The organism is Shewanella hafniensis (assembly GCF_019655335.1).
Classification (GTDB): Bacteria; Pseudomonadota; Gammaproteobacteria; order Enterobacterales; family Shewanellaceae; genus Shewanella; species Shewanella hafniensis.
Genome location: NZ_BPFD01000008.1, coordinates 32,043 through 54,488 on the forward strand (window position 1 = coordinate 32,043; position 22,446 = coordinate 54,488).

Annotated in this window: 19 protein-coding genes; 11 read left to right on the forward strand and 8 right to left on the reverse strand. The window is 45.2% G+C overall.

All coding sequences use genetic code 11. From position 1 onward, the window contains the following. Window positions 1-21 precede the first annotated feature (21 nt). The 4 genes from msbA (at window position 22) to K5Q99_RS22860 (ending at window position 3,183) form a co-directional block, all read left to right on the forward strand. Window positions 22-1,830: a lipid A export permease/ATP-binding protein MsbA gene (msbA, locus tag K5Q99_RS04225; protein ID WP_106650197.1), complete on the forward strand. Its 1,809-nt coding sequence runs from the start codon at window positions 22-24 to the stop codon at window positions 1,828-1,830. Continuing rightward, window positions 1,831-2,850 carry a tetraacyldisaccharide 4'-kinase gene (gene lpxK, locus K5Q99_RS04230; protein ID WP_220776134.1) on the forward strand — a complete coding sequence of 340 codons (1,020 nt, stop codon included), beginning with the start codon at window positions 1,831-1,833 and terminating at the stop codon, window positions 2,848-2,850. Then, window positions 2,837-3,016 carry a Trm112 family protein gene (locus K5Q99_RS04235; protein WP_006081200.1) on the forward strand — a complete coding sequence of 60 codons (180 nt, stop codon included), beginning with the start codon at window positions 2,837-2,839 and terminating at the stop codon, window positions 3,014-3,016. The genes lpxK and K5Q99_RS04235 overlap by 14 nt, the downstream gene beginning before the upstream one ends. 92 nt (window positions 3,017-3,108) lie before the next feature. Continuing rightward, a complete protein-coding gene (locus tag K5Q99_RS22860; protein ID WP_373317012.1) occupies window positions 3,109-3,183 on the forward strand; it encodes a pentapeptide repeat-containing protein in 75 nt (24 codons plus the stop codon). Here K5Q99_RS22860 and K5Q99_RS04245 read toward each other — a convergent pair. Continuing rightward, a complete protein-coding gene (locus K5Q99_RS04245) occupies window positions 3,180-3,641 on the reverse strand; it encodes a hypothetical protein (protein WP_220776135.1) in 462 nt (153 codons plus the stop codon). The two genes, K5Q99_RS22860 and K5Q99_RS04245, sit on opposite strands and share 4 nt — an antisense overlap. Window positions 3,642-3,771: 130 nt before the next feature. On the opposite strand from K5Q99_RS04245, the gene K5Q99_RS04250 reads away from it, so the two are divergent. Next, window positions 3,772-4,461, forward strand: a complete 690-nt coding sequence (locus tag K5Q99_RS04250) for an energy-coupling factor ABC transporter permease (RefSeq protein ID WP_220776136.1) — start codon at window positions 3,772-3,774, stop codon at window positions 4,459-4,461. A 169-nt stretch (window positions 4,462-4,630) separates the two neighbouring features. Here K5Q99_RS04250 and K5Q99_RS04255 read toward each other — a convergent pair whose 3' ends face one another. The 3 genes from K5Q99_RS04255 to K5Q99_RS04265 form a co-directional block, all read right to left on the reverse strand. After that, entirely contained in the window at window positions 4,631-4,987 is a 357-nt protein-coding gene (locus K5Q99_RS04255) for a glutathione S-transferase N-terminal domain-containing protein (RefSeq protein WP_012196875.1), read from the reverse strand. Window positions 4,988-5,339: 352 nt separating this feature from the next. Further along, on the reverse strand, window positions 5,340-8,621 hold the full coding sequence (locus K5Q99_RS04260; RefSeq protein WP_220776137.1) for a DUF748 domain-containing protein: 3,282 nt from the start codon (window positions 8,619-8,621) through the stop codon (window positions 5,340-5,342). Window positions 8,622-8,871: 250 nt separating this feature from the next. Continuing rightward, window positions 8,872-9,252 carry a VOC family protein gene (locus K5Q99_RS04265; RefSeq protein WP_220776138.1) on the reverse strand — a complete coding sequence of 127 codons (381 nt, stop codon included), beginning with the start codon at window positions 9,250-9,252 and terminating at the stop codon, window positions 8,872-8,874. A 467-nt stretch (window positions 9,253-9,719) separates the two neighbouring features. Here K5Q99_RS04265 and K5Q99_RS04270 point away from each other — a divergent pair, with 467 nt between their 5' ends. From K5Q99_RS04270 to K5Q99_RS04280, 3 genes are all read left to right on the forward strand, one after another. Continuing rightward, window positions 9,720-10,424 (forward strand): DUF445 domain-containing protein, encoded by a 705-nt coding sequence (locus tag K5Q99_RS04270; protein ID WP_106650203.1) that lies wholly within the window; start codon window positions 9,720-9,722, stop codon window positions 10,422-10,424. Between the two features lie 88 nt (window positions 10,425-10,512). After that, entirely contained in the window at window positions 10,513-10,863 is a 351-nt protein-coding gene (locus tag K5Q99_RS04275) for a VOC family protein (protein WP_220776139.1), read from the forward strand. Further along, on the forward strand, window positions 10,838-11,050 hold the full coding sequence (locus K5Q99_RS04280; protein ID WP_220776140.1) for a DUF1289 domain-containing protein: 213 nt from the start codon (window positions 10,838-10,840) through the stop codon (window positions 11,048-11,050). Before K5Q99_RS04275 ends, K5Q99_RS04280 begins: the two co-directional genes overlap by 26 nt. A 104-nt stretch (window positions 11,051-11,154) precedes the next feature. Here the strand turns inward: K5Q99_RS04280 and cdd are convergent, their stop codons facing one another. Together cdd and sbcB are read right to left on the reverse strand one after the other, a co-directional pair. Continuing rightward, window positions 11,155-12,045: a cytidine deaminase gene (cdd, locus tag K5Q99_RS04285; RefSeq protein ID WP_106650206.1), complete on the reverse strand. Its 891-nt coding sequence runs from the start codon at window positions 12,043-12,045 to the stop codon at window positions 11,155-11,157. Between the two features lie 212 nt (window positions 12,046-12,257). Continuing rightward, window positions 12,258-13,670 (reverse strand): exodeoxyribonuclease I, encoded by a 1,413-nt coding sequence (gene sbcB / locus K5Q99_RS04290; RefSeq protein ID WP_106650207.1) that lies wholly within the window; start codon window positions 13,668-13,670, stop codon window positions 12,258-12,260. Between the two features lie 176 nt (window positions 13,671-13,846). Between sbcB and K5Q99_RS04295 the strand changes: the two genes are divergently transcribed. From K5Q99_RS04295 to K5Q99_RS04305, 3 genes are all read left to right on the forward strand, one after another. Further along, a complete protein-coding gene (locus K5Q99_RS04295) occupies window positions 13,847-14,689 on the forward strand; it encodes a hypothetical protein (protein ID WP_220776141.1) in 843 nt (280 codons plus the stop codon). A 40-nt stretch (window positions 14,690-14,729) separates the two neighbouring features. Next, window positions 14,730-15,545, forward strand: coding sequence for a 23S rRNA (guanine(745)-N(1))-methyltransferase (gene rlmA / locus K5Q99_RS04300; protein ID WP_220776142.1), 816 nt, complete (start codon window positions 14,730-14,732; stop codon window positions 15,543-15,545). A 306-nt stretch (window positions 15,546-15,851) separates the two neighbouring features. Then, window positions 15,852-16,061 (forward strand): cold-shock protein, encoded by a 210-nt coding sequence (locus K5Q99_RS04305; protein WP_011789734.1) that lies wholly within the window; start codon window positions 15,852-15,854, stop codon window positions 16,059-16,061. Between the two features lie 682 nt (window positions 16,062-16,743). Here K5Q99_RS04305 and K5Q99_RS04310 read toward each other — a convergent pair. Then, window positions 16,744-18,303: a SulP family inorganic anion transporter gene (locus K5Q99_RS04310; protein WP_220776143.1), complete on the reverse strand. Its 1,560-nt coding sequence runs from the start codon at window positions 18,301-18,303 to the stop codon at window positions 16,744-16,746. Between the two features lie 153 nt (window positions 18,304-18,456). Then, the gene (gene rne / locus K5Q99_RS04315; RefSeq protein ID WP_220776144.1) at window positions 18,457-21,906 is read right to left on the reverse strand and encodes a ribonuclease E; all 3,450 of its coding nucleotides are present in this window, start codon (window positions 21,904-21,906) and stop codon (window positions 18,457-18,459) included. Window positions 21,907-22,446: the final 540 nt, after the last annotated feature.

A 22,446-nucleotide genomic window follows, 5' to 3' on the forward strand; every position in this document is an offset into this window, starting at 1 on the left:
TGCCATAATTTAGTGTTATCAATGACAACATCTCCTAAAGACGAAATGTGGACAGTTTTCAAACGATTACTGGGCTATATAAAACAGATGAAAGGCATGTTTATGCTTTCAGTTGCGGGATTAATTATTTATGGTCTCGTCGATGCCGCCTTTATCGCTTTCATCGGTCCCTTTATTGATAAGGGTTTTTCCGGCGGCGCACCTGCTGCGGTCACCAATGGCATAGCTTTGCCAACCAGTGAAGGTTTCCACGCGAACAACGATGTGCTGATGATGGCGCCGCTTGTGGTTATCGTCATGTTTACACTGCGCGGTTTTGCCAACTTTGTCTCGACCTACGGCATTTCATATATGAGTGCACGTTTGATCATGGACATGCGTCAGCAAGTGTTTGAGCATTATCTTAGCCTGCCAGTCAGTTACATGGACAAGGAAAATACCGGTAACTTGATTTCAAAAGTCACCTTCGATACTGAGCAAATTGCCAGAGCATCGGGTAGCGCTTTGATTTCTATCGTCCGCGACAGTGTAACTGTATTGGGTATGCTGGCACTGATGTTCTATAACTCTTGGAAGTTATCCCTGTGTATCTTAGTGATCGGGCCGATTATGGGCATGGTCATTACTGTGGTCAGTCGTCGTTTCCGTAAGGTTTCTAAGCAAATTCAAACCGCTATGGGTGGTGTAAGTGCTACGACTGAGCAAATGATTAAGGGCCATAAAAACGTATTGGCTTTTGGTGGACAAGAAACCGAAGCTACCCGTTTTGCTAAAGTGAACGATCAAAACCGCCATCAAAATATGAAGTTAGCAGTGGCGCAGGCCATTAGTCAGCCGTTGATCATGATTATCGGCTCATTCGCCTTAGCGTTTGTACTTTATGCGGCAAGCTTAGACAGCATGAAAGCCGATCTTACCGCCGGCACCTTCGCGACAATTCTTGGCGCTATGATGGCCATGTTGCAACCCATCAAAAATTTAACCCGAGTGAACGCCGAATTCCAACGCGGTATTGCAGCATGTACCACAGTGTTTGAATTATTGGATACGCTGCCTGAGTCCGACACAGGCACTTATACCGTCGAGCGCGCTAAGGGTCATCTACGTTTCGATAAGGTCTGTTTTAGCTATGACAGCCAAGATCGTCGAGCGCTGGAAGATGTCGATTTTGAAGTTAAACCGGGTCAAACCCTAGCGCTAGTCGGTCGTTCTGGCTCAGGTAAGTCGACTATTGCCAGTCTAGTAACCCGTTTTTATACGGGGCTCGAATCCGGCGACATTTTGCTCGATGATGTCAGCATCTACGATTACTCGCTAAAATCGCTGCGTAATCAAGTGGCTTTGGTATCGCAGCAGGTGACCTTATTCAACGATACGATTGCTAACAACATCGCCTACGCCTATCCCGGTGAAGCGACGCGTGAGCAGATTATCGAAGCGGCGACCTTGGCCTATGCGATGGAGTTTATTGATCAGCTGCCACAAGGCCTTGATACCCAAGTGGGTGAAAATGGCGTGTTATTGTCCGGCGGCCAAAGACAGCGGATTGCGATTGCGCGCGCTATGTTGCGTGATGCGCCTGTGTTGATCCTCGATGAAGCGACCTCGGCATTAGATACAGAGTCGGAAAAAGCGATTCAAAAAGGCTTAGATAACCTCAGACAAAACCGCACCTCAGTAGTGATCGCCCACAGGTTGTCGACTATCGAGAGTGCCGATCAAATTCTAGTGGTGGATCAGGGACGTATCGTCGAGCGCGGGACGCACCAGTCGCTATTGGAATTAGATGGCATGTACGCCAAATTGTACCAAATGCAATTTGGTAGTTAGATGCAGGCCTTAGTGAATAAAATCTGGTATCAGGGCCATTCACTGCGATGGCTCTTGTTGCCTTTATCGGGCGTATTCGCGGTGATCACTTATGTGCGCCGCGCCTTGTTTCGCCTCGGATTCAAACTACAAACGGCAATGCCTGTGCCTGTCATCGTTGTTGGTAATATTACCGTCGGCGGTAGCGGTAAGACGCCAACCGTGATTTATCTGATTGAGCTACTGCGCCAGCATGGGTTTCACCCCGGTGTGATCAGTCGTGGTTATGGCGTTGATATTCAAGGCGTTAAAACGGTTAACTTAGGCGCGAGCGCGGTAGAGGTCGGTGATGAACCTGCCATGATAGTGGCGCGCACTCAAGTGCCTATGGTGGTTGGCGCCAAACGCGTCGATGCGGCTAATGCGCTTATTGCCGAGTTTGGTGTGGATGTCATCATCTGCGACGATGGGCTGCAGCATTATGCGCTGGGGCGTGATATTGAGCTGGTGGTGATTGATGGTCAACGCGGTTTAGGCAATGGCCTGCTGTTGCCGGCAGGTCCGCTGCGTGAAGGCGCGTGGCGTCTCGATGCCGTGGATTTTATCGTCTGTAATGGCGGACCTGCAGCAAAAGGTCAGTTCGAAATGCAACTGGCCCCAACTGAAGTGAAGCCCGTTAAATGCGATGCAAACTGCAGTAATTACAGTTTCGATAAATCTCAGCCGCTGGTTGCGATGGCGGGTATTGGTAACCCTGCGCGTTTCTTTGAATCGCTGCGCGCCCAAGGTTATCAATTGGCGCTATGCCAGGGGTTTGATGACCATCAGGCCTATGATAAAACCCAATTACGTGATTTAGCCCAAGACTTGCCGTTGTTGATGACAGAAAAAGATGCGGTTAAATGTCGCGATTTTGCACAAGAGAACTGGTGGTATTTGGCGGTCAATGCCAAGCTATCCCCACAATTTGATGAGCAGCTGCTCGCACGTCTTCGCGAGGTGGCTGCAGCTAAACAAGGAAACTTCCATGGCATTCGATAAAAAATTGTTAGATATAGTGGCTTGCCCTGTGTGTAAGGGAAAACTTGAGTACGATAAAACGACGCAGCAGTTGATTTGTAAGGCGGATAAGCTGGCCTATCCGATCACTGAAGGTATTCCCGTGTTATTGGAAAATCGTGCCGTGCCACTGACTGAATCAGTCTAGTATGATGTGAATGCGCGTATTGCCTAATACGCGCATACTTACCTTTTTAATCTTTTCTTATTATTGTTTTCGCTATTTTTAGCCGATTAACAGTGCTTTTCCAATCTTGCGACTTTCGAAGCTCAGATCTTAGCCATGCAAATTTGAGTTACTCAAACCTTCGCTAATAGTTCACAAATTTCTGTTTATCGGCATTGGTCGCGCCTTCTTGGCATTCTCCGCGAATTTCGCCTCGACCGGGCTCGATAATTCGGCTTAATTCGATATAACCTTCGCGGCAATAACCTGTCATTTCAAGGGTTTTTGTTAATCCTAATTCTACCTGTCGTCCCCAAACCTCTAATGAGTCCTGTAGATTTTGCATTGCGCGGCGTTGTTCACGGGGATCTTGCATGCTACGCACGCGGGCATCATGCGGCAAGGGATGGTCTGCATCACCCCTGTTAGATTGTTCATCGACCAGACGCGCTGTGTAGCTGAAGAGTTTAAGGCCATCGGCTTTAATGTCTGTGGTTAACTTATCCCGTAATTTCCCAGCAAGTTCACTAGGATCTATGGGGGCACTGCTACAGGCGATGAGCGAGAAACAACTTAAGATGGCAAGGCTGAGGTATCGAAGCGGCATAATCAAATTTAACTCTTAGGTTATTAACTGACAGCAGAATACCTTAATATGGCCCTAAAGTTCATGGATTTATGGCATCTTCATGGGCTGAGTGACTGTTTTGGCACAATGGATGAGGGATGGGCGAGTAATGTGGGCGTTTTGGTCGAATAAATGGGCGCAAATCGAGTGGGATATGAGCCTGACTCAAGGCATATGCCTTATGCTATTGGCGTTATGGATCTATGCGATATGGCCAAAAGAAGAGTTAGCGCAGATCCGGCGGGATAAAAATCTGCAGTTACGCTTGTTACTGACGCTGGTGGGTGTTAATGCGCTGTGGTCGTTAAATGCCAGTATTCAAACTGGGTTGCATCTGCATTTTCTAGGGATAGTGACCTGTATGCTGATGTTCGGTTGGCGTCTTGCTACTGTGGCATTACTGTTGCCCAGCGCTTTTTTTAGTCTTTTTGTGTTGAAACAGCCCGCTGATTTTGGTGCTTTTAGTCTGTTTGCTATAGCTGTGCCGCTGTTCCTGTGTTTTGTTTTATACAGTCGCAGTTACCATGTATTTCCTAAACACATTTTCGTGTTTATCTTTGTCGGTGGTTTTATCAATGCGGGCCTTTCAACTGTGTTTCATCAATTGAGTTGGGCGATGTGGTTGTGGTCTGCAGCGGATTACGATTGGAATGTGTTAGTGGATAATTACTTGATATTAATCCCTTTGCTGGCGTTCCCCGAGGCATTGCTTAATGGTATGGCGGTAACGTTATTGGTGGTGTATCAACCCCAGTGGTTATTTGATTATTCTGACCGTGAATATTTGTGGCGTAAGTAGATGTGATTAAACAACGCAATAAAAGAACTGCGCCCGAAACCTCGATATTTCAACGGAAAACCCATTGTAAAGTTCATTGGGAAGTCCATTGAAAAGTCGATTAAACAGTTCATGAAAAAGGTACTGGGCGCACTTATTTGGATATTTACACCGACCGCCACGCCGCGATTTAGGCGAAGCGTTGATCTAAGTAGTTAATGATTTCTTTTGATTCATATAACCACTGTACTTGGCCGTTTTCTTCTATCCGTAGACAAGGCACTTGTTGTTTGCCGCCTTGAGCGATGAGTTCATCTTTATGCGGCGCTTTTTTAGCGTCATGGGTCACTATATTGAGTCCCTGACGGCGCATTGCACGGCGGACTTTTACGCAAAATGGGCAAGCTGGATATTGATACAAGGCTAATGCTTGAGTTTGAGTATCAATCTGTTGTTGCTCTGCCAGTGGACGTTGGCGCTTTTTAGGGCTAAATACGAAGTTTAAAAACAGAATGATCCTGCCTAAAATCCAGCGAATGATAAACATGTCAGTGACCTCAATGATAATGTGTGTTGAAAAGTGATTCGTGTGTCGCCGCAAGGGGGCGACGAAACTGAGATTTAGCGATTTGAGCGTGCGATCCCAGTAGCATAAAGGCCGCAGAGTGTAACCTATGGCGCAAAGCGCGGCCAACATTTTAGTGTGGATTAACAGGTAGAAGATTCTTTGGTTACAAGGACAGCGTTTTCGCTTAGCGGCAACAATTTGATATAGGTTTAGCGATATATTTAGGCATGCTCTTTAGCATAGGAAAGAAGCCCGCTAAAGCTGAACTTTAGCGGGCTTCTTTTAGCGCAAACATAGCAACTGCTTGCGTTATTGCGGTGCTATTTCGTCTCTATTGCGCATCTATGGTGAGGCTCACTTGGGCCACATTCTGGGTTAAACTCACTCGGCTTTCGAGCAAGAAGATCCGCTCTGGTGCAATCTCTTTCACGTCCACAAGGTAAGCTTTAACAGCTTTGGCCCTTTCTTGGGCCAAATTACCCAACATGCCATCGTTAACATTCTGCGCTTTTACTGACAGATTATATAAAGCGATATGCCAGCGGGTGGTGATTTCGTCATCGGAAAGCGGCGCGTCTTTGGCCTCTGCGATCACTGTGTCTTTTATTTGGGTCGGATCAGCTTTAACTTCCTGCTCATAGAGCTTCACTAGCGCATCGGCAAGTGGCCCTTGGGTCGGGAATTGGCTTGGACTTAAATCATTAGGTAACGCACTGAACTCGATATTGGCTAACTTAGCCAATTTACGCTTCATGATGCGCTCAGCAATCGCTTGGCTGTCATTGATAGCATCGACTTCCCCTTCAACACTGAGCTTTATCATAGGTCTGTCGAGTAAGGCGCTGGCGAGTTTATCTAAACTTTTCTGCTCATCTTTACTTAGGCTGAATTGACCAGCGGCAAAGCTGACCTTATCTAAGCTTTCGTCTGAACCTATCAGCCCAGCTAGGAAAGTGAAGGGCGCAGTAACGGCTTTAGTGATCACATTGGTGATCGCCGTCATTATGATGCTGCCGACACTAAAGCTGGGTGAGTCTAAATCGCCTGAGACTTCCATGCCTAAATCAATCACGCCGTTACGGTCCTGCAGCAAGGCGATGGCGAGCGTGATGGGTAAGCTAGTGGCAAGGTCGCTGTTGCTAGGTTTACCAAGTTTCAATTGGTCAATAACGAGATGGTTATTACCCTTAAGCTTGTTCTGATCGAGTTTGTAGTTCAACGATAACGATAGCTGCCCTTTATCTATGTAGTAACCCGCATAGGTGCCTGAGTAAGGATTGACTGAGGTGAGCTCAACACTCTTGAAGACCAAATCGAGATCTAAATATGGCATATCTAACAAAGGGTTAATATCGCCTTTTAGGGTCACAGGCGCGTACTTGTCAATCTTACCTTTGATATCGACCGAGGCTTTAGTGCCTGGCGTGGACGACAGGTGAGTGATATTACCTTCAAGCAGCTCAATTCCCGAAGCAAAATTCGGGGTCAGTGAGTTATCGGCAAAGTAAGCCGAGCCTTGGCTAAAGCTAATTTTTTGAATATCTAGACTCAGCTCAGGCGTTGCTGACTTGCTCGCCATTTGTGGCTCGGTTGCGGTTTGCTTAGCAGGGGGCACGCTGTTCGTTGTCGCACTATTTGTTACTGAAGCTGCAATAGGCGCTTCGACGATAAGGTCGCTGATATTAGTGCTTCTATCTTTAGCGATCACCACTTTGGCGTAGGGTTGGCTAAAGGCTAAGTGATCAATTTTGATTTGATTTTTTTGTTGGTCAAAATCCAGCTGATTGATATTCATCTTTTGCCATTTGACCAGCGGGGCATTACGCCATTTGTCATGAATGGCTAAGTCATCGAGCTCAACACTGCCGCCGTAAATGGCTTCACCCTTGGCATCAGCCGTGAGCTTGCCTGCAGAGCTTAATAAACCACTCTTAAGCTGGATATTCACGTAGGGCGCGAGATACGGTTGGAATTGGATTAACGCGAGCTTATCGAGTTGAATATCGGCATCTATGGCTTCGCCTGACACATCGACCTGGCCTTGAGAGCTTAAAGTACCTTTGTCATTAATGCTGAGTTGTAGCGCATATTCAATCGGCTCGGCCAAGGTGCTCGTGATGGTTTTTGTTGAAAAATTAAGTGGATACACACGCCACTGCTGCGGTGTCTCAGTTAACTTTTGCTCCGACAGATTAAGATCGTAGTTTTCAATATTGAGCGCATCGAGTTGCACGAACCAAGTGTCTGTTGACGCCGTTACTGGCGCTTGCTTGATTGGCTGTTGAGGCTTTTCTTCCACTTGCGTGACTTGTGCACTCTCAACAGCTTTAGTCTCTACTGACTTAGCATCTATCGGCTCAGCATCTATGGAATTAGTAACTATGGAATTAGCAACTGGCGGCGCTGCACTTGTAGACACACTGGCGGATTTAGGCATGAACAAGCTGGCGAGATCGAGTCCATCTTGATTCAAAACGGCGTTTACAGTGAGGCCATCACTGTGAAGCTTATTGATATGCACTTGCTGCTGCTTTAGATCCATCGAAATACCGTCGAGGGCAAAGATTGGCAGCTTAACCACTGAGCGTTCTTGGTCGTTAAAATTCAGTTTTTCAACAATAAACTGGCCATTGTTACTGGTGATTTGTAGCTCGCCATTCTCGGCAAGATCCACTTGATACTGAGTCTTGGCACTGATCTCGCCATCGGTAAGTGCTGGCTTAAATTGATCGTCGATAAATTTCCACAGGGGTGTCAGTTTCAGCTTAGCGATGTGGACGTCACCTGCGATTTTTAATGGGAACAGTTGAAATTGCCCCTGCAAATTGATTTCACCGGCATGATCATCACTCAGTTGTATCGCATAGTGATTGTGCTGAATTGGCATAACTTGGGAGCTAGAGCCAGTGTTAGAAGCCGATTGAGCGTTTGGTGTTGGGTTGGCTTCAGTCTTTTTCGCGGTTATGGCTGGTGCTACTGAGGCCAACGATGCCGACATCAAATACTCAGTATCGAGCTGACTAAGTTTTAAATTGATATTGGGAAAATTAACTTGAGCGTGGGTAATTTGGTCATCGAAGTTAAATTGCCCTGCATTCAATACAAATTGACTGAGCAGGACACGAACGGGGGCGCTGGCTTCAGTGGGTGTTGTTTCTGTGCTCGCGGATGAATGCTCGTTCAAGGTCTGCAGAATATCGTCGAAGTTGAATCCAGCTTTGCCTTTTTTCTCCACGCGGATGATATGTGCGTAGGGCGCTTGTATGTGTATGTTTTCGATCACGGCGGCGCGATTAAAAACAGAATGCCAAAAGTTCACTTCGAATTGGACTTGCGCTAAGCCTGCAAACGGTTTTTCGTCTTTTTCTTTAATGGCCAGTTGGTCAATTTCGACTTTGAAATTAAAGGGATTGATGCGGATATCCCCTAAGGTAACGGGACGGCCAAGTAAAGCAGAGAGTTTTTCTGGGGCCAGCGTGGTTATCGCATAGGGCAGGATTAAGCCTAATGTGCAGACATAGCTAAGGTAGACGGCGGTGAGGTACACAAGCACACGCAGGTACCTTGGGAGAGCAAAAAAAGTGTGTTTGAATTGCGATAGCTGGGTCAGCATTAATATCAAGGCTCCAATGCATAAGACAGGGGAAAACTGCCATAAGTGCGAACATTCTAGCGATTAACGCTAATGTTTCCAGATATTATTTATATTTTATCAATGAAATCTTAGCATTACCCGACAACAACCTATTTTGAACTCAGTCGTTTCTGACTGACAACCTATCTCTACATTGATAACTACAACTGTATCAGTTTGTGGCGCATCCCTTGAGTTGTCACTCATTATATTCAAGTCAGATTTTACATCAGCGTTTTAAATAGCTAATGGCTGCAATAATGGCGCCCTGTGGGTCTTTTATCCAACAAAAACGCCCCACCTCAGGAATATCTTCAGGGCCAAACAGAATGTCACCGCCGAGTTTTTTGGCACTGATAGCCACTTGATCCACATCGCTAACGGTAATATAGCCAGTCCAATGTGAGGGAAGAGTGGGGATTAAACTGTCGGTAATTCCGCCAATGCTGACGCCCTGATTTTCAATAATATGATAATGGCCGTGGGGCATTTTGACGGTTTTAAAGTGCCAGCCAAAAATCTCAGCATAGAAGCGCATGGCCTCTTCGGTGTTATTGGTTGTGAGTTCATGCCAACTTAACGCACCTGCAGTATTAAAAGCCGATTCCATAAGCGCATCCTTAATTTATTGTGGTTAACTTTTTATTTGAGTCGTTGTTCAGTGACTGTGTTTAAGGCCCGTATTTAAGACATGTGTTTAAGCCCTGAATTCTGAGTTTGTATTTGGGAAGCCTATTTCGGGTTTCTGACCCAAATTGAGTGTAGTTGAGGCTGGTTGATAATTCACAGGCGGTAAATTAAAATTTCTGTTTTTTGAGCTTGTATAACATTAAATTAAGTTAATGTTATACAAGGGGATTCACTTATTTTGGATAGGCCAATCGGCTGTTAGTGGTTCAATAACATTGTGGCTTTGGTGATGCGCTGGATGCAGCTTGTCGCGCCAAGACTTAGCACAGAAAACAGATTTGAAAACGAGTTCGTTTACTGTGGTTTGAGTGTTAGACCTGACTCCCGTTAACTTGTTAATATAGGCCAGTTTTGCATCTTATCGATGCCACCTTAGGGGATACGAGATTGAATAAGAGTTTAGTAACAAATTTATTGGCGGCTGCTTTGGTGGTTGCGGGCTACCTGATGCAGTCGGCAATTGTCTTGAATGTCGGATTGTTTGCCTTATCGGGTGCGATTACCAACTGGGTTGCAGTTTATATGTTGTTTGAGAAAGTCCCCGGACTCTATGGCTCAGGAGTCGTGCCTTCTCGTTTCGAAGAGTTTAAGGCGGGCATTGCTCATTTGATGATGAAGCAGTTTTTTACCACAGAAAATATCGACCGATTCCTGTCTGAAAAAGAAGGGCTGAGCAAAATAGACTTGGCGCCTGTGATTGAAAAGATTGATTTAGCGCCTTCTTTTGATGCATTAATTAGCACAGTCGCGCAATCTTCCTTTGGTGGTATGTTATCTATGTTCGGCGGCACAGATGCGTTATTACCACTAAAAGAACCGTTTATTGTGAAGATGAAAACTTCTCTAGTCGAAATGGCGCAAAGCGATGCATTCCACGAGTTGCTGAAACAAGAAATCGAACAGCCAAATGTGATGGCCGATCTGCAAACTAAAATTGCCAATATAGTGGAACAAAGGTTAAACGAGCTCACACCGCAAATGGTGAAACAAATCGTTCAAGACATGATCCAAACGCATTTAGGTTGGTTAGTGATTTGGGGCGGCGTGTTTGGCGGTCTGATTGGACTTGTCGCAGCCTTAATCCAAGGTTAACCTGAGTTGAAGCCGCGGATGGAATGGGAGCTTTGGCTCCCATTTTTACTTACGCATTTTATGTCCTGATTAAATAGCAAGGAAGTCTATGAACCGCCACCACTGCATCAATTATTTAGAAATTCCGAGTCGCGATATTGCGAGTTCTAAGGCCTTTTTTAGCCAAGTGTTTGGCTGGACTTATGTCGATTATGGCCCAGAATACAGTTGTTTTATGGATGTCGGGATCACAGGTGGCTTCTATCAAGCCGAGGTGGATTTTACCCTCGCAAAAGGTTGCCCGCTGATTGTGATCTACAGCCAGAACTTAGAATTGACTCTTGCTGCTGTTGTGGCCGCTGGCGGCGCAATTACGGCAGACATCTTTAGTTTTCCCGGTGGTCGCCGATTCCACTTCACTGAACCCTGTGGCAATGAATATGCCGTCTGGTCTGAATGATCCTAATGCCAATCCTTGTATCCGCAATTGTTGTTTAGATCAGCAAGATATTTGCTTAGGTTGTTTTAGGCATCTTGATGAGATTTTAGCGTGGCGCGCTATGTCAGATATGGAGCGACAAGCTTGTTTTGTCAGAATGGCACAGCGCAAAGCTGAGTCTCAGGCCAGAAGAAACGGCCTAAAATAGATAACTTAAATTTGACGCATTAATCGAGTGTTCCAACGGCGAAATACGCCTTAACGTATTTCGCCGTTGGCATTTTGAAGCACTCTTGGCATTTGAAGCAGGCGTTAGACGGGATCGATAACTATGTGTTCAAGTTCGATAGCGGCAACTGTGTGGAGTGCATCCATAGTCGCGCCAACTAAACTGATTTTTCCTTGAGATGATTCAATCAACACCGCGCGGCTGATATCGCTAAACTCGCGATTATGGCGAACGAGATTCGACAAGGCCATCTGCATCGGTAGCATAGAAGGATTGAATGCCGCGTTCTCTGCATAGCGACCACAATAGGTTGCGCCATCGCGTGTTTCTAAAACCACGGCAGCAAAACTCTGAGTGTAAGGCGCGTAACTTAAACCAGCATGATCTAAACCTTCGATGATCATAGGGTCGGCACTATCCAGTGCAAATTCAGTTTGTTGCTTAGCCATTAAAGGCGAAGTGACATTTAAGTCTTTTGGACCAAAGGCATAGGGTAAATAATACGCCAGTGGATGGCTTTCCTGTGCGGGGAGATGAATGCTGATCTTACTTCCTTCAACCAGTTCATTCATAAATTGACGGCAATGGCCGCAAGGGCTGGCATTGACTATGATATCAACAATTTGGCTTTCACCGCTGAGCCATGCATGGCTGATAGCGCTTTGCTCTGCATGGACAGAATGAAACAACGCTTCACCGGGTAATTCTAAGTTGGCACCCATGTAGATATCGCCACTTTTGCCTTTGGCAATCGCACCGACATAAAACTCACTGATAGGCGGTTTGGCCAGTGCAGCGGCTATCGGCAGCAGTGCCAGTAACACTTCTGCTTCGGTCATCTTGCTGGCACTCGTGAGTGTGGCAAGTTGCTGCGCATCAATGTGTCCCGCAAAATTCTGGTGCAACATCGGAATGAGAGCATCGGCTAACGGCGTTGGCAGTTGGGTTATGCTACGAATGAATCTATCTTGCATTTCCCGATTCCTTATTTGTTAAGTTCATGGAAGAACATTCTAGTAATTTTGTTACAACATAAATGCGAGTTAGCTCGCGTTTATACGCTGTAAATGTTTGGGTGAACGATAGTAAATAATTTAAGTTATGTACCTAATAGAGTGAGTCTGTTCACGAATATATACAAGCTTAAGGCTATTAAATAAAAGACTTAAGCTTGAATTTACCCAACTTAAAGTTCACGTAAATAATGACAAAGGGCTGCAAGTAACTTCTGCTTAGTCTCATCGGCTTGCGTATCTTGCAGCAGGTTTTCTAATTTAAGTACGTAGTCTTGATCGGCTAAGCGACTTTGACAGAATTCACGCCAGCGCTGAGATTCTTCGTAATCGAGTAGTTCAGGGTAATTACGGGCGCGGTAACGAAACAGCATTTCAGGAATACGTGGATCATCAAACTGCAAGTCTAATGCCGCCAAATTTTGCGGTAGAGTATGACGGATGATTTCCATTTTCGCTTTATCTGCTTGGCTAAAGAATCCACCTGAATACAGCATCAAATCAGGATCTGTGGTTACTCTGCTATCATCGTGCTCAAATAATAGCGCCAGTTTTTCGCGTAATTCTGGGTGACGTTTTAGACGCTTATATTGCTCTCTGGCAAATTCTTTATCTATGCCTAAACGAGTGGCATGTTCGTCGCTAAGGATTTTAGCCGAAGTGATAAAAGGGCACTTATTTAAATGAATTTGTTTTACCGCAATCGGCAATTCATCTTCGGCAAGATCGGCTCTTGGCGTATACATACGCGTCTTAATTTGCTCAATATCTAGCTCAAATAGTGGCGTTAAATCCATGGCTAAATTAACGCAAATAACCGCATTTTTATTGGTTGGATGGTGCGCCACGGGGGAAATCAACGTCGTACAACCATTGCGCGCACTAATTTTAGAGCTCACGTGTACTAACGGCTGCATATTGAGCACATCGATTTGATCGCTCACCGCTTGCTTACGGCGCAGGTCAAAATAGTACTGATATAACTTAGGCTGTTTCTCGCGAATGAGTTTTGCCATCGCAATGGTTGCATACACATCAGACATGGCATCATGGGCTTTCTCATGGCTTAAACCATTGGCTTGGGTCAAATGTTCTAGCTTAAAACTAGGAGAGCCATCTTCCTTGGTTGGCCAGTTAATGCCTTCGGGTCTAAATGCGTAACAAGCGCGTACTAAATCAATGATATCCCAACGAGAGTTACCATTTTGCCATTCACGGGCATAGGGATCGATAAAGTTCCGATAAAAGCCATAACGGGTTACTTCATCGTCAAAACGCAATGAGTTATAGCCCGCAACACAAGTATTTGGCTGGCTAAACAGCGCTTGAATACGCCCCATAAACTCAGTTTCAGGGATGCCTTTTAAATTGGCTAACTGCGGAGTGATCCCTGTGATTAATATTGCTTCCGGAGACGGCAAATAATCAGTGGCTTGTTTACAATAAAATGTCTCAGGCTCGCCGATGATATTGAGATCTAAATCCGTGCGAATACCCGCAAATTGCGAGGGCCTGTCTTTCGCTGGGTTGGCCCCAAAGGTTTCGTAGTCGTGCCAAAATATGCTTGGCTGGGAATGGTTAGACATAATTAAATTCAAATGACAGTTTGTCGAATAATAACATCTTAACACCGAAACTCCCCGAATGAACATTTACACCATTAAGGTAATTAAGTCATTATCTTGAGAATATAAAGACTTCATTGGTGATCTTCATTCAGATTCAAAGTTACAATCGCGGCTGAACAGGGGAATAATGTCTTATGTATCATCAATTTTTAAATGAGCCTATGGTGCTTGATGCCGAAAAGGCGTCGATACTCACGTTGCGGTTACCCGACGATATAAGTGATTTTATTGTGTTACAGGCGTTCAGTGCGCCTTTACTAGAGGTTATCGTTATTGCTGAAGCTGGAACCCCACAAAATATTGCGATTCGTTTTCAACCGTTTATGGGTCTTAAAGTTGAATCGTTACCGCAAACTGCACAGGCCTTTAATACACCGATCACTCGAAGTCTTGGGCAAGGTTTTCGGCTCTATACGCGAATGGGCACTGCTGCAAAATTTTGCGCGGCAGAATTGAGACGGGGCGTATCTTTTACCTTAGACATGACTAATGGTTTAGATGAAGATAATTCAGTCGTAAATAATTGCTTAACGTTTGCTTTACAAGCGGATTCAAAGTTTGAGTTAGTACCTTTAGAAGCCGATTTACGTGTTTTGCATGAACCTAAAGCGCTAATGGTCGCTAAAGCTCTGTTAGCAAGGCAATACGATTATGCCGCATCATCTGAATCCCTTGCCATTTACATGACCGAAATTGAGCAAGTTAGGTTAGAATTACAAGCTTTTTTACGTGGGGAACTTGGTCAATGTCAGGCTAGCCTTGCCGACGAGGTATTAAGGCTCGATCCCTTGTTACTTCAGAAACAACAGTGGTTATTTAGAACCTATACCCATATGTTTGAGCGTCCCAATTATAGTCGCGCCGCTAATGATGCTGATAACACAGACAAGTTATTAAGAAAATTAGAGTGTTATGAGTTACTTGCGCCACCAGAACTGATCCAGATGGTTGACCGATTAATGGAAGACGAAACGTAAACCTTTCTTGCCCAAAGTTAGTTAAAGATAAGAGTCCACTATGCATTATTTATGTCCCCTGTGTTCCGCGCCGCTGACGTTAACGGATCGAACTTGGGGTTGTCCACACCAACATAAGTTTGATATGGCCAAAGAGGGCTATGTCAACTTATTGCCTGTACAGAAAAAAAACTCAAAAGATCCTGGCGATAACAAGCAGATGATGTTTGCTCGGCGTGAATTTCTAAACGAAGGCTACTATCAAGATTTGAGTGATAGAGTGAATGCACTCGCGCTCGAATTTGGTGCTGAAGCAAAGCAGATCCTCGATATAGGCTGTGGGGAAGGGTACTACAGCCAGCGTTTATTCAATGTGTTGAGTCAGCACCATGATTGTGATTTACAAGGCATAGATATTTCTAAGTCAGCAATTAAATATGCGGCTAAACGCTACCCCAATTTAGCATTTTGTGTGGCAAGTGCCTATGAGATGCCCATCGCCTCTCAAAGTGTCGATCTTGCCATTCGCATTTATGCCCCTTCCAAAGTTGAAGAGTTACAACGCATTATGGCCGATGGTGGTATCTTGATAACAGTCTCTCCCGGACCTTCGCATCACTTCGCTTTGAAGCAACAAATTTATGCAGAACCTAGATTGCATCCTGTATCTGCTGCGTATATTGCTGGTTTTGAGTGCCTGCATCAGGAACGCTTAATTTCTCAGCTTGAACTGACAAAAAGTGATCACATTGCTCATTTTTTAGAAATGACGCCTTACGCTTGGAAGTTTACCGATGCGCAAAAGCAAGCATTTGCTCTGCAAGGACTAAGCTGTGAATTGGATTTCCAAATTGAAGTGCATCGCATTTCAAGATAAGTGAATAGATTAAGCTATTGAAATAAATTATTTAAAGTGTTTAACTGTAAATGCTAAGCAGCATGAACTGAATGTTCTGCTAGCCGGTTGCAAAACCGCAAAGTAGATTTAGGCAAAATAAATAATCCAAAGTGTCGCAGTGTGTTGACTTATCTTTAGAATGGTTTATAGTCTTATCAGCTTGAAGGTTGGGCTTATATTTATGTGTTCAATACGACCAGTTCGTCCTGTAAACATAAGTAATACCGGCATTTTCCAGCTCCACCGCCGTTAAGGCTTTAATTTTTTATTTACAGGATTTATATCATGTCTCAAGTTACTGGTGTTGTTAAGTGGTTCAACTCTGACAAAGGTTTCGGATTCATTGAGCAAGAATCTGGTCCAGACGTATTCGTACATTTCCGTGCGATCAACTCTGACGGTTTCAAAACTCTTGATGAAGGCCAAAAAGTGTCTTTCACTGTGACTCAAGGTCAAAAAGGTCCACAAGCTGAAAACGTAACTATCATTGGTTAATTTTCAGTGCTGTTAGCCTAGAGCTGATAGCAATGGATTAAAGGGCTATGGTTTATTCCATGGCTCTTTTTATTTGTGTGAAATTTAACATTCTTTTGTAGGTTAGTTGGTCTTCTAGATTGTGTAGTTTTCTCCGTTAAAAGTTATATAAATAGTCGCTAGATTAATGAGCTTAGGTTGCTCAATTGGCTTCTTAGTCTACCGTAATAGTTGTTAGCACCTACTTTCAGATTTTCTCTTTATCTCCAAGACACATCATTTCTAGAGAGTTAAACTTCAATTAAATTCTTTCGATTCATCCTCCATGTTTTGCATCAGTTGCATTACACTCTATTACACCTCTCGATACTGTATTCAGTGTAAGTGTAACCTCAATTCTAGGCCGATAACGCATTTATCCTATCATATTCTCGTTGCATGGATCAGGAGAAGCAGACATCGCAGGGGCATTATTATTGCTTTGGAGTCTGTTGGTGTAGGTCTGCATAAGTGAATGCATAACTATAAATCTCGTCATGACTAAGTTTAGACGTGTTAGAACTGAGGTGATGAGGAGTTACTTATTGATATAAATCAGCTTTACCGTTAAATGATAAGCGATAATAAAAAAGCCTGAACATTGCGATTCAGGCTTTGGTATTTCATATTTAATTTAAGCTAGCACTTATTGTTGAAAATTAGATTATGAATCCAGCTTATCATCGGCCACTTTATAGTGAGGATCATCGAGTTGATTCACTTCGACGAGATCACCCGCTTTATGCAGTAGGGCTTTACAGTCAGCGCTCAAGTGGAGCAAGTGTAACTTCTTACCAGCATTACCATAACGCTCAGCGAGCGTGTCTATTGCTTCTAATGCGGAGTGATCGGCGACTCGAGAGTTCTTAAAGTCGATAACCACATCTTGAGGATCTTTTGCTGGGTCAAATAATTCGAGGAAGTTTGCGATTGAGCCGAAAAACAATGGACCATTGAGTTTGTAGACTTTCCAGCCTTGATTGTTCTGCTCTTCAGTCACATTGATATGCTTGGCATGTTCCCAGGCAAAGACTAAGGCTGAAACGATGACACCGACAAATACCGCAAATGCTAGATCGGTAAATACGGTTACCGTTGTCACTAGCACGATAACGAAGGCATCGTGTTTCGGGACCTTGCCCATAAACTTAAAGCTTGCCCATTCAAAGGTGCCGAGCACAACGATAAACATCACTCCAACCAGCGCCGCAAGGGGAATAATCTCAATAAATGAAGCGCCAAATAAGATAAAGGCAAGCAGTGCAACTGCAGCTGTAATTCCTGATAATCGGCCGCGTCCACCCGAGTTAATGTTAATCATAGATTGACCTATCATGGCACAACCACCCATAGCGCCGAAGAAACCGCTGGTGATGTTTCCAAGGCCTTGGCCGACGCATTCTTTGTTGCTGCGGCCACGGGTATTGGTCATCTCATCTATCACAGTCAGCGTTAGCAGAGATTCGATAAGACCGACTGCCGCCAAGATGCAGGAATAGGGCAGGATGATATATAAGGTTTCAAGATTAAAAGGCACAGAGGGAATCGCAAAGCTAGGTAATGAACCTGCTATGGTCGCATTGTCGTTACCACTCATGGTTTTGAGGAAATCGAGTACGTTACGAGTATCCAGATCGAGTCCTACGACAAGTGCCGTCACAGTGAGGATTGCGGCTAATGATGAAGGGACTGCTGTGGTGATCTTAGGCAGAAAATAAATAATGGCCATCGTCAGAGCCACTAAACCTAACATCAACATTAATGGTTCTTGGGGCAGCCAGACTAGATTTCCGCTGGCATCCTTAACTTTAAACTGACCTAACTGGGCGAGGAAAATTACAATTGCTAGACCATTCACAAAGCCAATCATGACGGGATAGGGCACTATGCGAATGAATTTACCGAGTTTACACACGCCAGCAGAGATCTGGATAAGTCCCGCTAAGACCACGGCAGCAAATAAATATTGGACACCGTGCTCAACGACCAAAGACACCATGACAACGGCCATAGCGCCTGTCGCCCCCGAAATCATTCCAGGACGGCCACCAATCAGTGCCGTTATTAGCCCCATAATAAAGGCGGCATAAAGTCCAACCATAGGTTCTACATGGGCGACAAAGGCAAATGCGACCGCTTCAGGAATAAGCGCAAGTGCAACTGTTAGCCCTGAAAGCACATCGGCTTTATGGCTAGACGTTTTGTGGCGAATGAGATCAAACATTGAACCTCTGTTATTAAGTTGTTGTGTGGATAAAAATAAGGCGCGAATACTAACAAAAAAATGGATTGAGCTAAACCTTAAATATAGTGTGAGTTTTACGATAGAAATAAAAAAGCCATGCAATCGCATGGCTTTTCTGACTAACTAAAGTGGTTATGGACGAGCCATATCCGACTCAGCACCGTTAGTGAGTTTAATTTTGGCAGTAGGCTCTTCGGTTGCAGTATTCTCATACTCGCGTCCTTTAGGCACTGCCACTTGCTCTCTCACTTCAACTACAGGCTTGGTCATATCCGAAGACACCATAGAACCAAAACGGCTTGCGGCTTTCGGCTTGTTGACTACTAGGGCGTCAGTGATTTGCGGATTCACTGTCGTTGGGGCCACTTGCACTGTTGCTTGAGGCTTAGCGATAGCAGCAGGTTTTGCCATTGGAGCAGAGGCTGCAGCTTTGATCGCTTCTTTAACTTCAACGCTTGGTGCAACGCTTGGCTCTACAGCAGTTTCAGTCTTAGCCACTTCAACTTTAGCCGCTTCAACTTTTGGCGCAGCTGGTGTAACCGCTGGGCTTTCAACTACAGGGGCGTTAACCACTTCGGTTTCTACTGCAACGCTGGCTACTGGAGCTTCAACGACTGGTGCAACGTCAATTTTCACTTCAACCGTTTTTGGCGCATCCGCTTCAGTGGCTTTAGTCTCAACTGGCTTAGTATCAACTTGCTGAGTTTCGACTGATGCAACGTCACTTGCTGGCGTTTCAACTTTCGCCTCAGCTTTAACGACTGCAGGAGCTTCAACAACAGGTGCTTCGCTAGCTTGTGCTGTTTCTACTTCAACGGACTTAGCAGTTACTTGAGTTTCAGTCACTGCATCTGTTTTAGTTGCAACAACTGGCGCTTCTACACGGACAGTGGCGACTTCGCTTGGATACTCTTGGTCAGCACCCAATTCATCGTTAGGGATGAATTGCGCTGGCGTTGATGTACCTTGGTCATCTTCGTCGCGACGACGGCGTTGACCCGCTGCACGAAGGTGACGCGGGCTACGACGGCTACGACGTTGACCATCTCTTTGCTCGCGTTTTGCTTGATCATCAGCAGTTTCGCTTTCAGCATCAATTGCGTCGTTATCTTGCGATACCGCATCCATAGGTGCTGCAACATCAGCTGTAACAACTTCAGCCTGTTCTTCAGTCTTAACTGCATCAACCACTGGGTTTTCAGCTGCCGCAGAACTCACCGCTTTCTCTTCTACTGCAACATTTTCTGCCGCTTCTTGAGCAGGTACCGCTTCTTTACGAGGCTGACGACGTGTTCTTGGTGCTTTAGTTTCTGCAGGTGCTTGGGCTACTTCAGCTTTAGTGTCAACACTGATAGTGCTCGCAGCTGCGGCGTTAATGGCTGCAATTTCAGCTAATACTTCAGCAGCATCTTCTGGTGCAATTGGGATCGCATTATCTGGCGTGTTATGGCCATTATCGATACGCACCTTACGGCGCATATTACGACGTTGACGGCGTTCACGGGCGACTTCTTGCTTAGGTGCATCGGCTTCAACGTCGGCAACCACGTCTTTTGGCGCTTGCACTCGTGGCTTAGGTTCCGCTTTTACTGGACGCTTAACTGCTTCTTCCTTCTCGCGAACAGGGCGTTCTTGAGTGCTTGTACTTACCGCGGCATCAGCTGGTTTTTTCGGATTACGGCTGCGTGGCTCACGAGTGCCTTCTTTTGCTTTATCAGCATCTTGGGCATTACGAGGGCGGCGAGTATCGTTGCGACGGTTACGGCGGTTGGCGTTTGCTGCACTGGTATCGGCTGTTTTAGTTTCAACAACTTTTACGGGTTCTGCTTTTTCGCTTGGCGCAAACATGGCGCTGACCGCACTCACTAGCTTGCTGAAGAAGCCAGGTTGTGGCGCTTCAACTTTCACCGTTGGTGATGGCGCTTGTTCCACTTTCTGTGGCGCGGCAAAACCTTTTAATGCAGGAATAGGCGCTGCGGTACGTTCCAGTTTACGTGGCTCATACAATTTGGCATCAGGCTGCTCGATACGCTTATAGCTAGACTCACTGATTTCATCATCACTACGGTGACGGATCACGCGGTAATCTGGCGTCATCATGTGCGCATCAGGTATCACATACACTTCGACATCGTGACGTTGCTCTGTAATGCGAATGGCTTTGCGTTTCTCGTTTAACAAGAAAGCCGCCACATCCACAGGCACAATCGCTTCGATTTGTGAGGTGTTCTCTTTGATGGCTTCTTCTTCCATCAAACGTAAAATCGACAGTGCTAAAGATTCAGTACTGCGAATCGTGCCTTGGCCATGACAGCGAGGGCAGATGTGCGCAGCAGATTCTTCTAAAGAAGGACGCAGACGCTGACGCGACATTTCCATCAAACCAAAACGCGAGATGCGACCTAACTGCACGCGAGCGCGGTCATGGTGCACAGCATCACGTAAGCGGTTTTCAACTTCACGCTGATGGCGCACAGGCGTCATATCGATAAAGTCGATAACCACTAAGCCACCTAAGTCACGCAGACGTAATTGACGGGCAATTTCATCGGCGGCTTCAAGGTTAGTGTTCAGTGCTGTCTCTTCAATATCACCGCCTTTAGTGGCACGGGCAGAGTTGATATCGATTGAGGTTAAGGCTTCAGTTGGGTCGATAACAATCGAACCGCCAGATGGCAGACGCACTTCACGTTGGAAGGCTGATTCGATTTGTGATTCGATTTGGAAGTGAGTAAATAACGGCACTTCGGCTTCGTAAAGTTTTACGCGCTCAACGAAATCTGGGCGAACTAAGGCGATATGTTGCTTAGCTTCTTCGAAAATACGTGGATGGTCGATGAGGATCTCGCCCACATCACGACGTAAGTAGTCACGAATAGCGCGCACGATCACGTTGCTTTCTTGATGAATTAAGAAAGGAGCGCCTTTAACCTGTGAAGCTTCGGTGATTGCTGCCCAGTGGTGCTGCAGAACTTTTAAGTCCCACTTTAACTCGGCAGACTCTTTGCCAACACCGGCAGTACGTACGATAAGACCCATGCCCGCTGGCACTTCCAAATCGGCCATCGCTTCTTTTAGCTCAGTGCGCTCATCACCTTCGATACGACGAGAAATTCCGCCTGCACGTGGGTTGTTTGGCATTAATACTAAGTAAGAGCCTGCTAGGCTGATGAAGGTCGTTAAGGCTGCGCCTTTATTGCCGCGTTCTTCTTTATCAATCTGGACAATAACTTCTTGTCCTTCACTGACCACTTCTTTGATATTTGGGCGACCTTGGAACGAATATCCTTTCGGGAAATATTCTCTGGCGATTTCTTTCAGTGGCAAAAAGCCGTGACGATCGGCACCGTAGTCGACGAAAGCGGCTTCTAAAGACGGTTCTACGCGGGTAATTTTACCTTTGTAAATGTTTGATTTTTTTTGCTCATGACCTGGACTTTCAATATCTAGATCATACAGTTGTTGCCCATCAACAAGGGCAACACGCAACTCTTCTGATTGAGTTGCATTGATTAACATACGTTTCATGATGACGTCATTCTTCTTTAAATAGAGGTCATCAAACATCGCGCTTCGCTGCATTACGGGCCTAGCAGTAGGTCAACTGAGCCTCACGGCTGGTGGCTAGGCAAGAGGTGCGCATTGCTGTTAGACGCAGTCGCTGCGTGTCGCATCCTATTTATGGCTTATTTTTTAATGATTACAAAAACAAGGAATTCGTTGTAAAACATCAACCAACCCCATAAATTCTTTAGTTTCTTTCCGGTAATGCCCAAGTCGAATCGGTTTGTCTGACGACAAGTTAAAATATCCTTCGAAATCGGGGAGGAAAATCTAGGGTAAACCTTATTAAAGTAAGGCGACTTTCTCGATTTAATCGTAAAAAACGCATTTATGGTATTTTTACTTATTATACGATTCGCAAATCAATGACTTGCTATCAAGAAAATGTTTTTTTATCCATTAAATTTTCCGCTTGGGATCGGGGCGTTGTGAACACTTTATTCACGGCTTATCCCTAATCGCTGGTGAAATATAGCAATAATCAAAAAATTCAGCAATGGAAAGGCACAATTCTTCTCAGTTGTTGTACAATGGCGGCCGTTATAATTAGATGGCGCA

Excerpts from the sequence above, each read along its gene's own strand:
- K5Q99_RS04310 (WP_220776143.1), bottom strand. The coding sequence starts at position 18,303 with ATGTTTGATCTCATTCGCCACAAAACGTCTAGCCATAAAGCCGATGTG.
- K5Q99_RS04255 (WP_012196875.1), bottom strand. The coding sequence starts at position 4,987 with ATGTTTATCATTCGCTGGATTTTAGGCAGGATCATTCTGTTTTTAAAC.
- K5Q99_RS04250 (WP_220776136.1), top strand. The coding sequence starts at position 3,772 with ATGTGGGCGTTTTGGTCGAATAAATGGGCGCAAATCGAGTGGGATATG.
- K5Q99_RS04235 (WP_006081200.1), top strand. The coding sequence starts at position 2,837 with ATGGCATTCGATAAAAAATTGTTAGATATAGTGGCTTGCCCTGTGTGT.
- msbA (WP_106650197.1), top strand. The coding sequence starts at position 22 with ATGACAACATCTCCTAAAGACGAAATGTGGACAGTTTTCAAACGATTA.
- K5Q99_RS04260 (WP_220776137.1), bottom strand. The coding sequence starts at position 8,621 with ATGCTGACCCAGCTATCGCAATTCAAACACACTTTTTTTGCTCTCCCA.
- cdd (WP_106650206.1), bottom strand. The coding sequence starts at position 12,045 with ATGCAAGATAGATTCATTCGTAGCATAACCCAACTGCCAACGCCGTTA.
- lpxK (WP_220776134.1), top strand. The coding sequence starts at position 1,831 with ATGCAGGCCTTAGTGAATAAAATCTGGTATCAGGGCCATTCACTGCGA.
- K5Q99_RS04265 (WP_220776138.1), bottom strand. The coding sequence starts at position 9,252 with ATGGAATCGGCTTTTAATACTGCAGGTGCGTTAAGTTGGCATGAACTC.
- sbcB (WP_106650207.1), bottom strand. The coding sequence starts at position 13,670 with ATGTCTAACCATTCCCAGCCAAGCATATTTTGGCACGACTACGAAACC.
- K5Q99_RS04245 (WP_220776135.1), bottom strand. The coding sequence starts at position 3,641 with ATGCCGCTTCGATACCTCAGCCTTGCCATCTTAAGTTGTTTCTCGCTC.
- rne (WP_220776144.1), bottom strand. The coding sequence starts at position 21,906 with ATGCAGCGAAGCGCGATGTTTGATGACCTCTATTTAAAGAAGAATGAC.
- K5Q99_RS04280 (WP_220776140.1), top strand. The coding sequence starts at position 10,838 with ATGAATATGCCGTCTGGTCTGAATGATCCTAATGCCAATCCTTGTATC.
- rlmA (WP_220776142.1), top strand. The coding sequence starts at position 14,730 with ATGCATTATTTATGTCCCCTGTGTTCCGCGCCGCTGACGTTAACGGAT.
- K5Q99_RS04295 (WP_220776141.1), top strand. The coding sequence starts at position 13,847 with ATGTATCATCAATTTTTAAATGAGCCTATGGTGCTTGATGCCGAAAAG.
- K5Q99_RS04305 (WP_011789734.1), top strand. The coding sequence starts at position 15,852 with ATGTCTCAAGTTACTGGTGTTGTTAAGTGGTTCAACTCTGACAAAGGT.
- K5Q99_RS04275 (WP_220776139.1), top strand. The coding sequence starts at position 10,513 with ATGAACCGCCACCACTGCATCAATTATTTAGAAATTCCGAGTCGCGAT.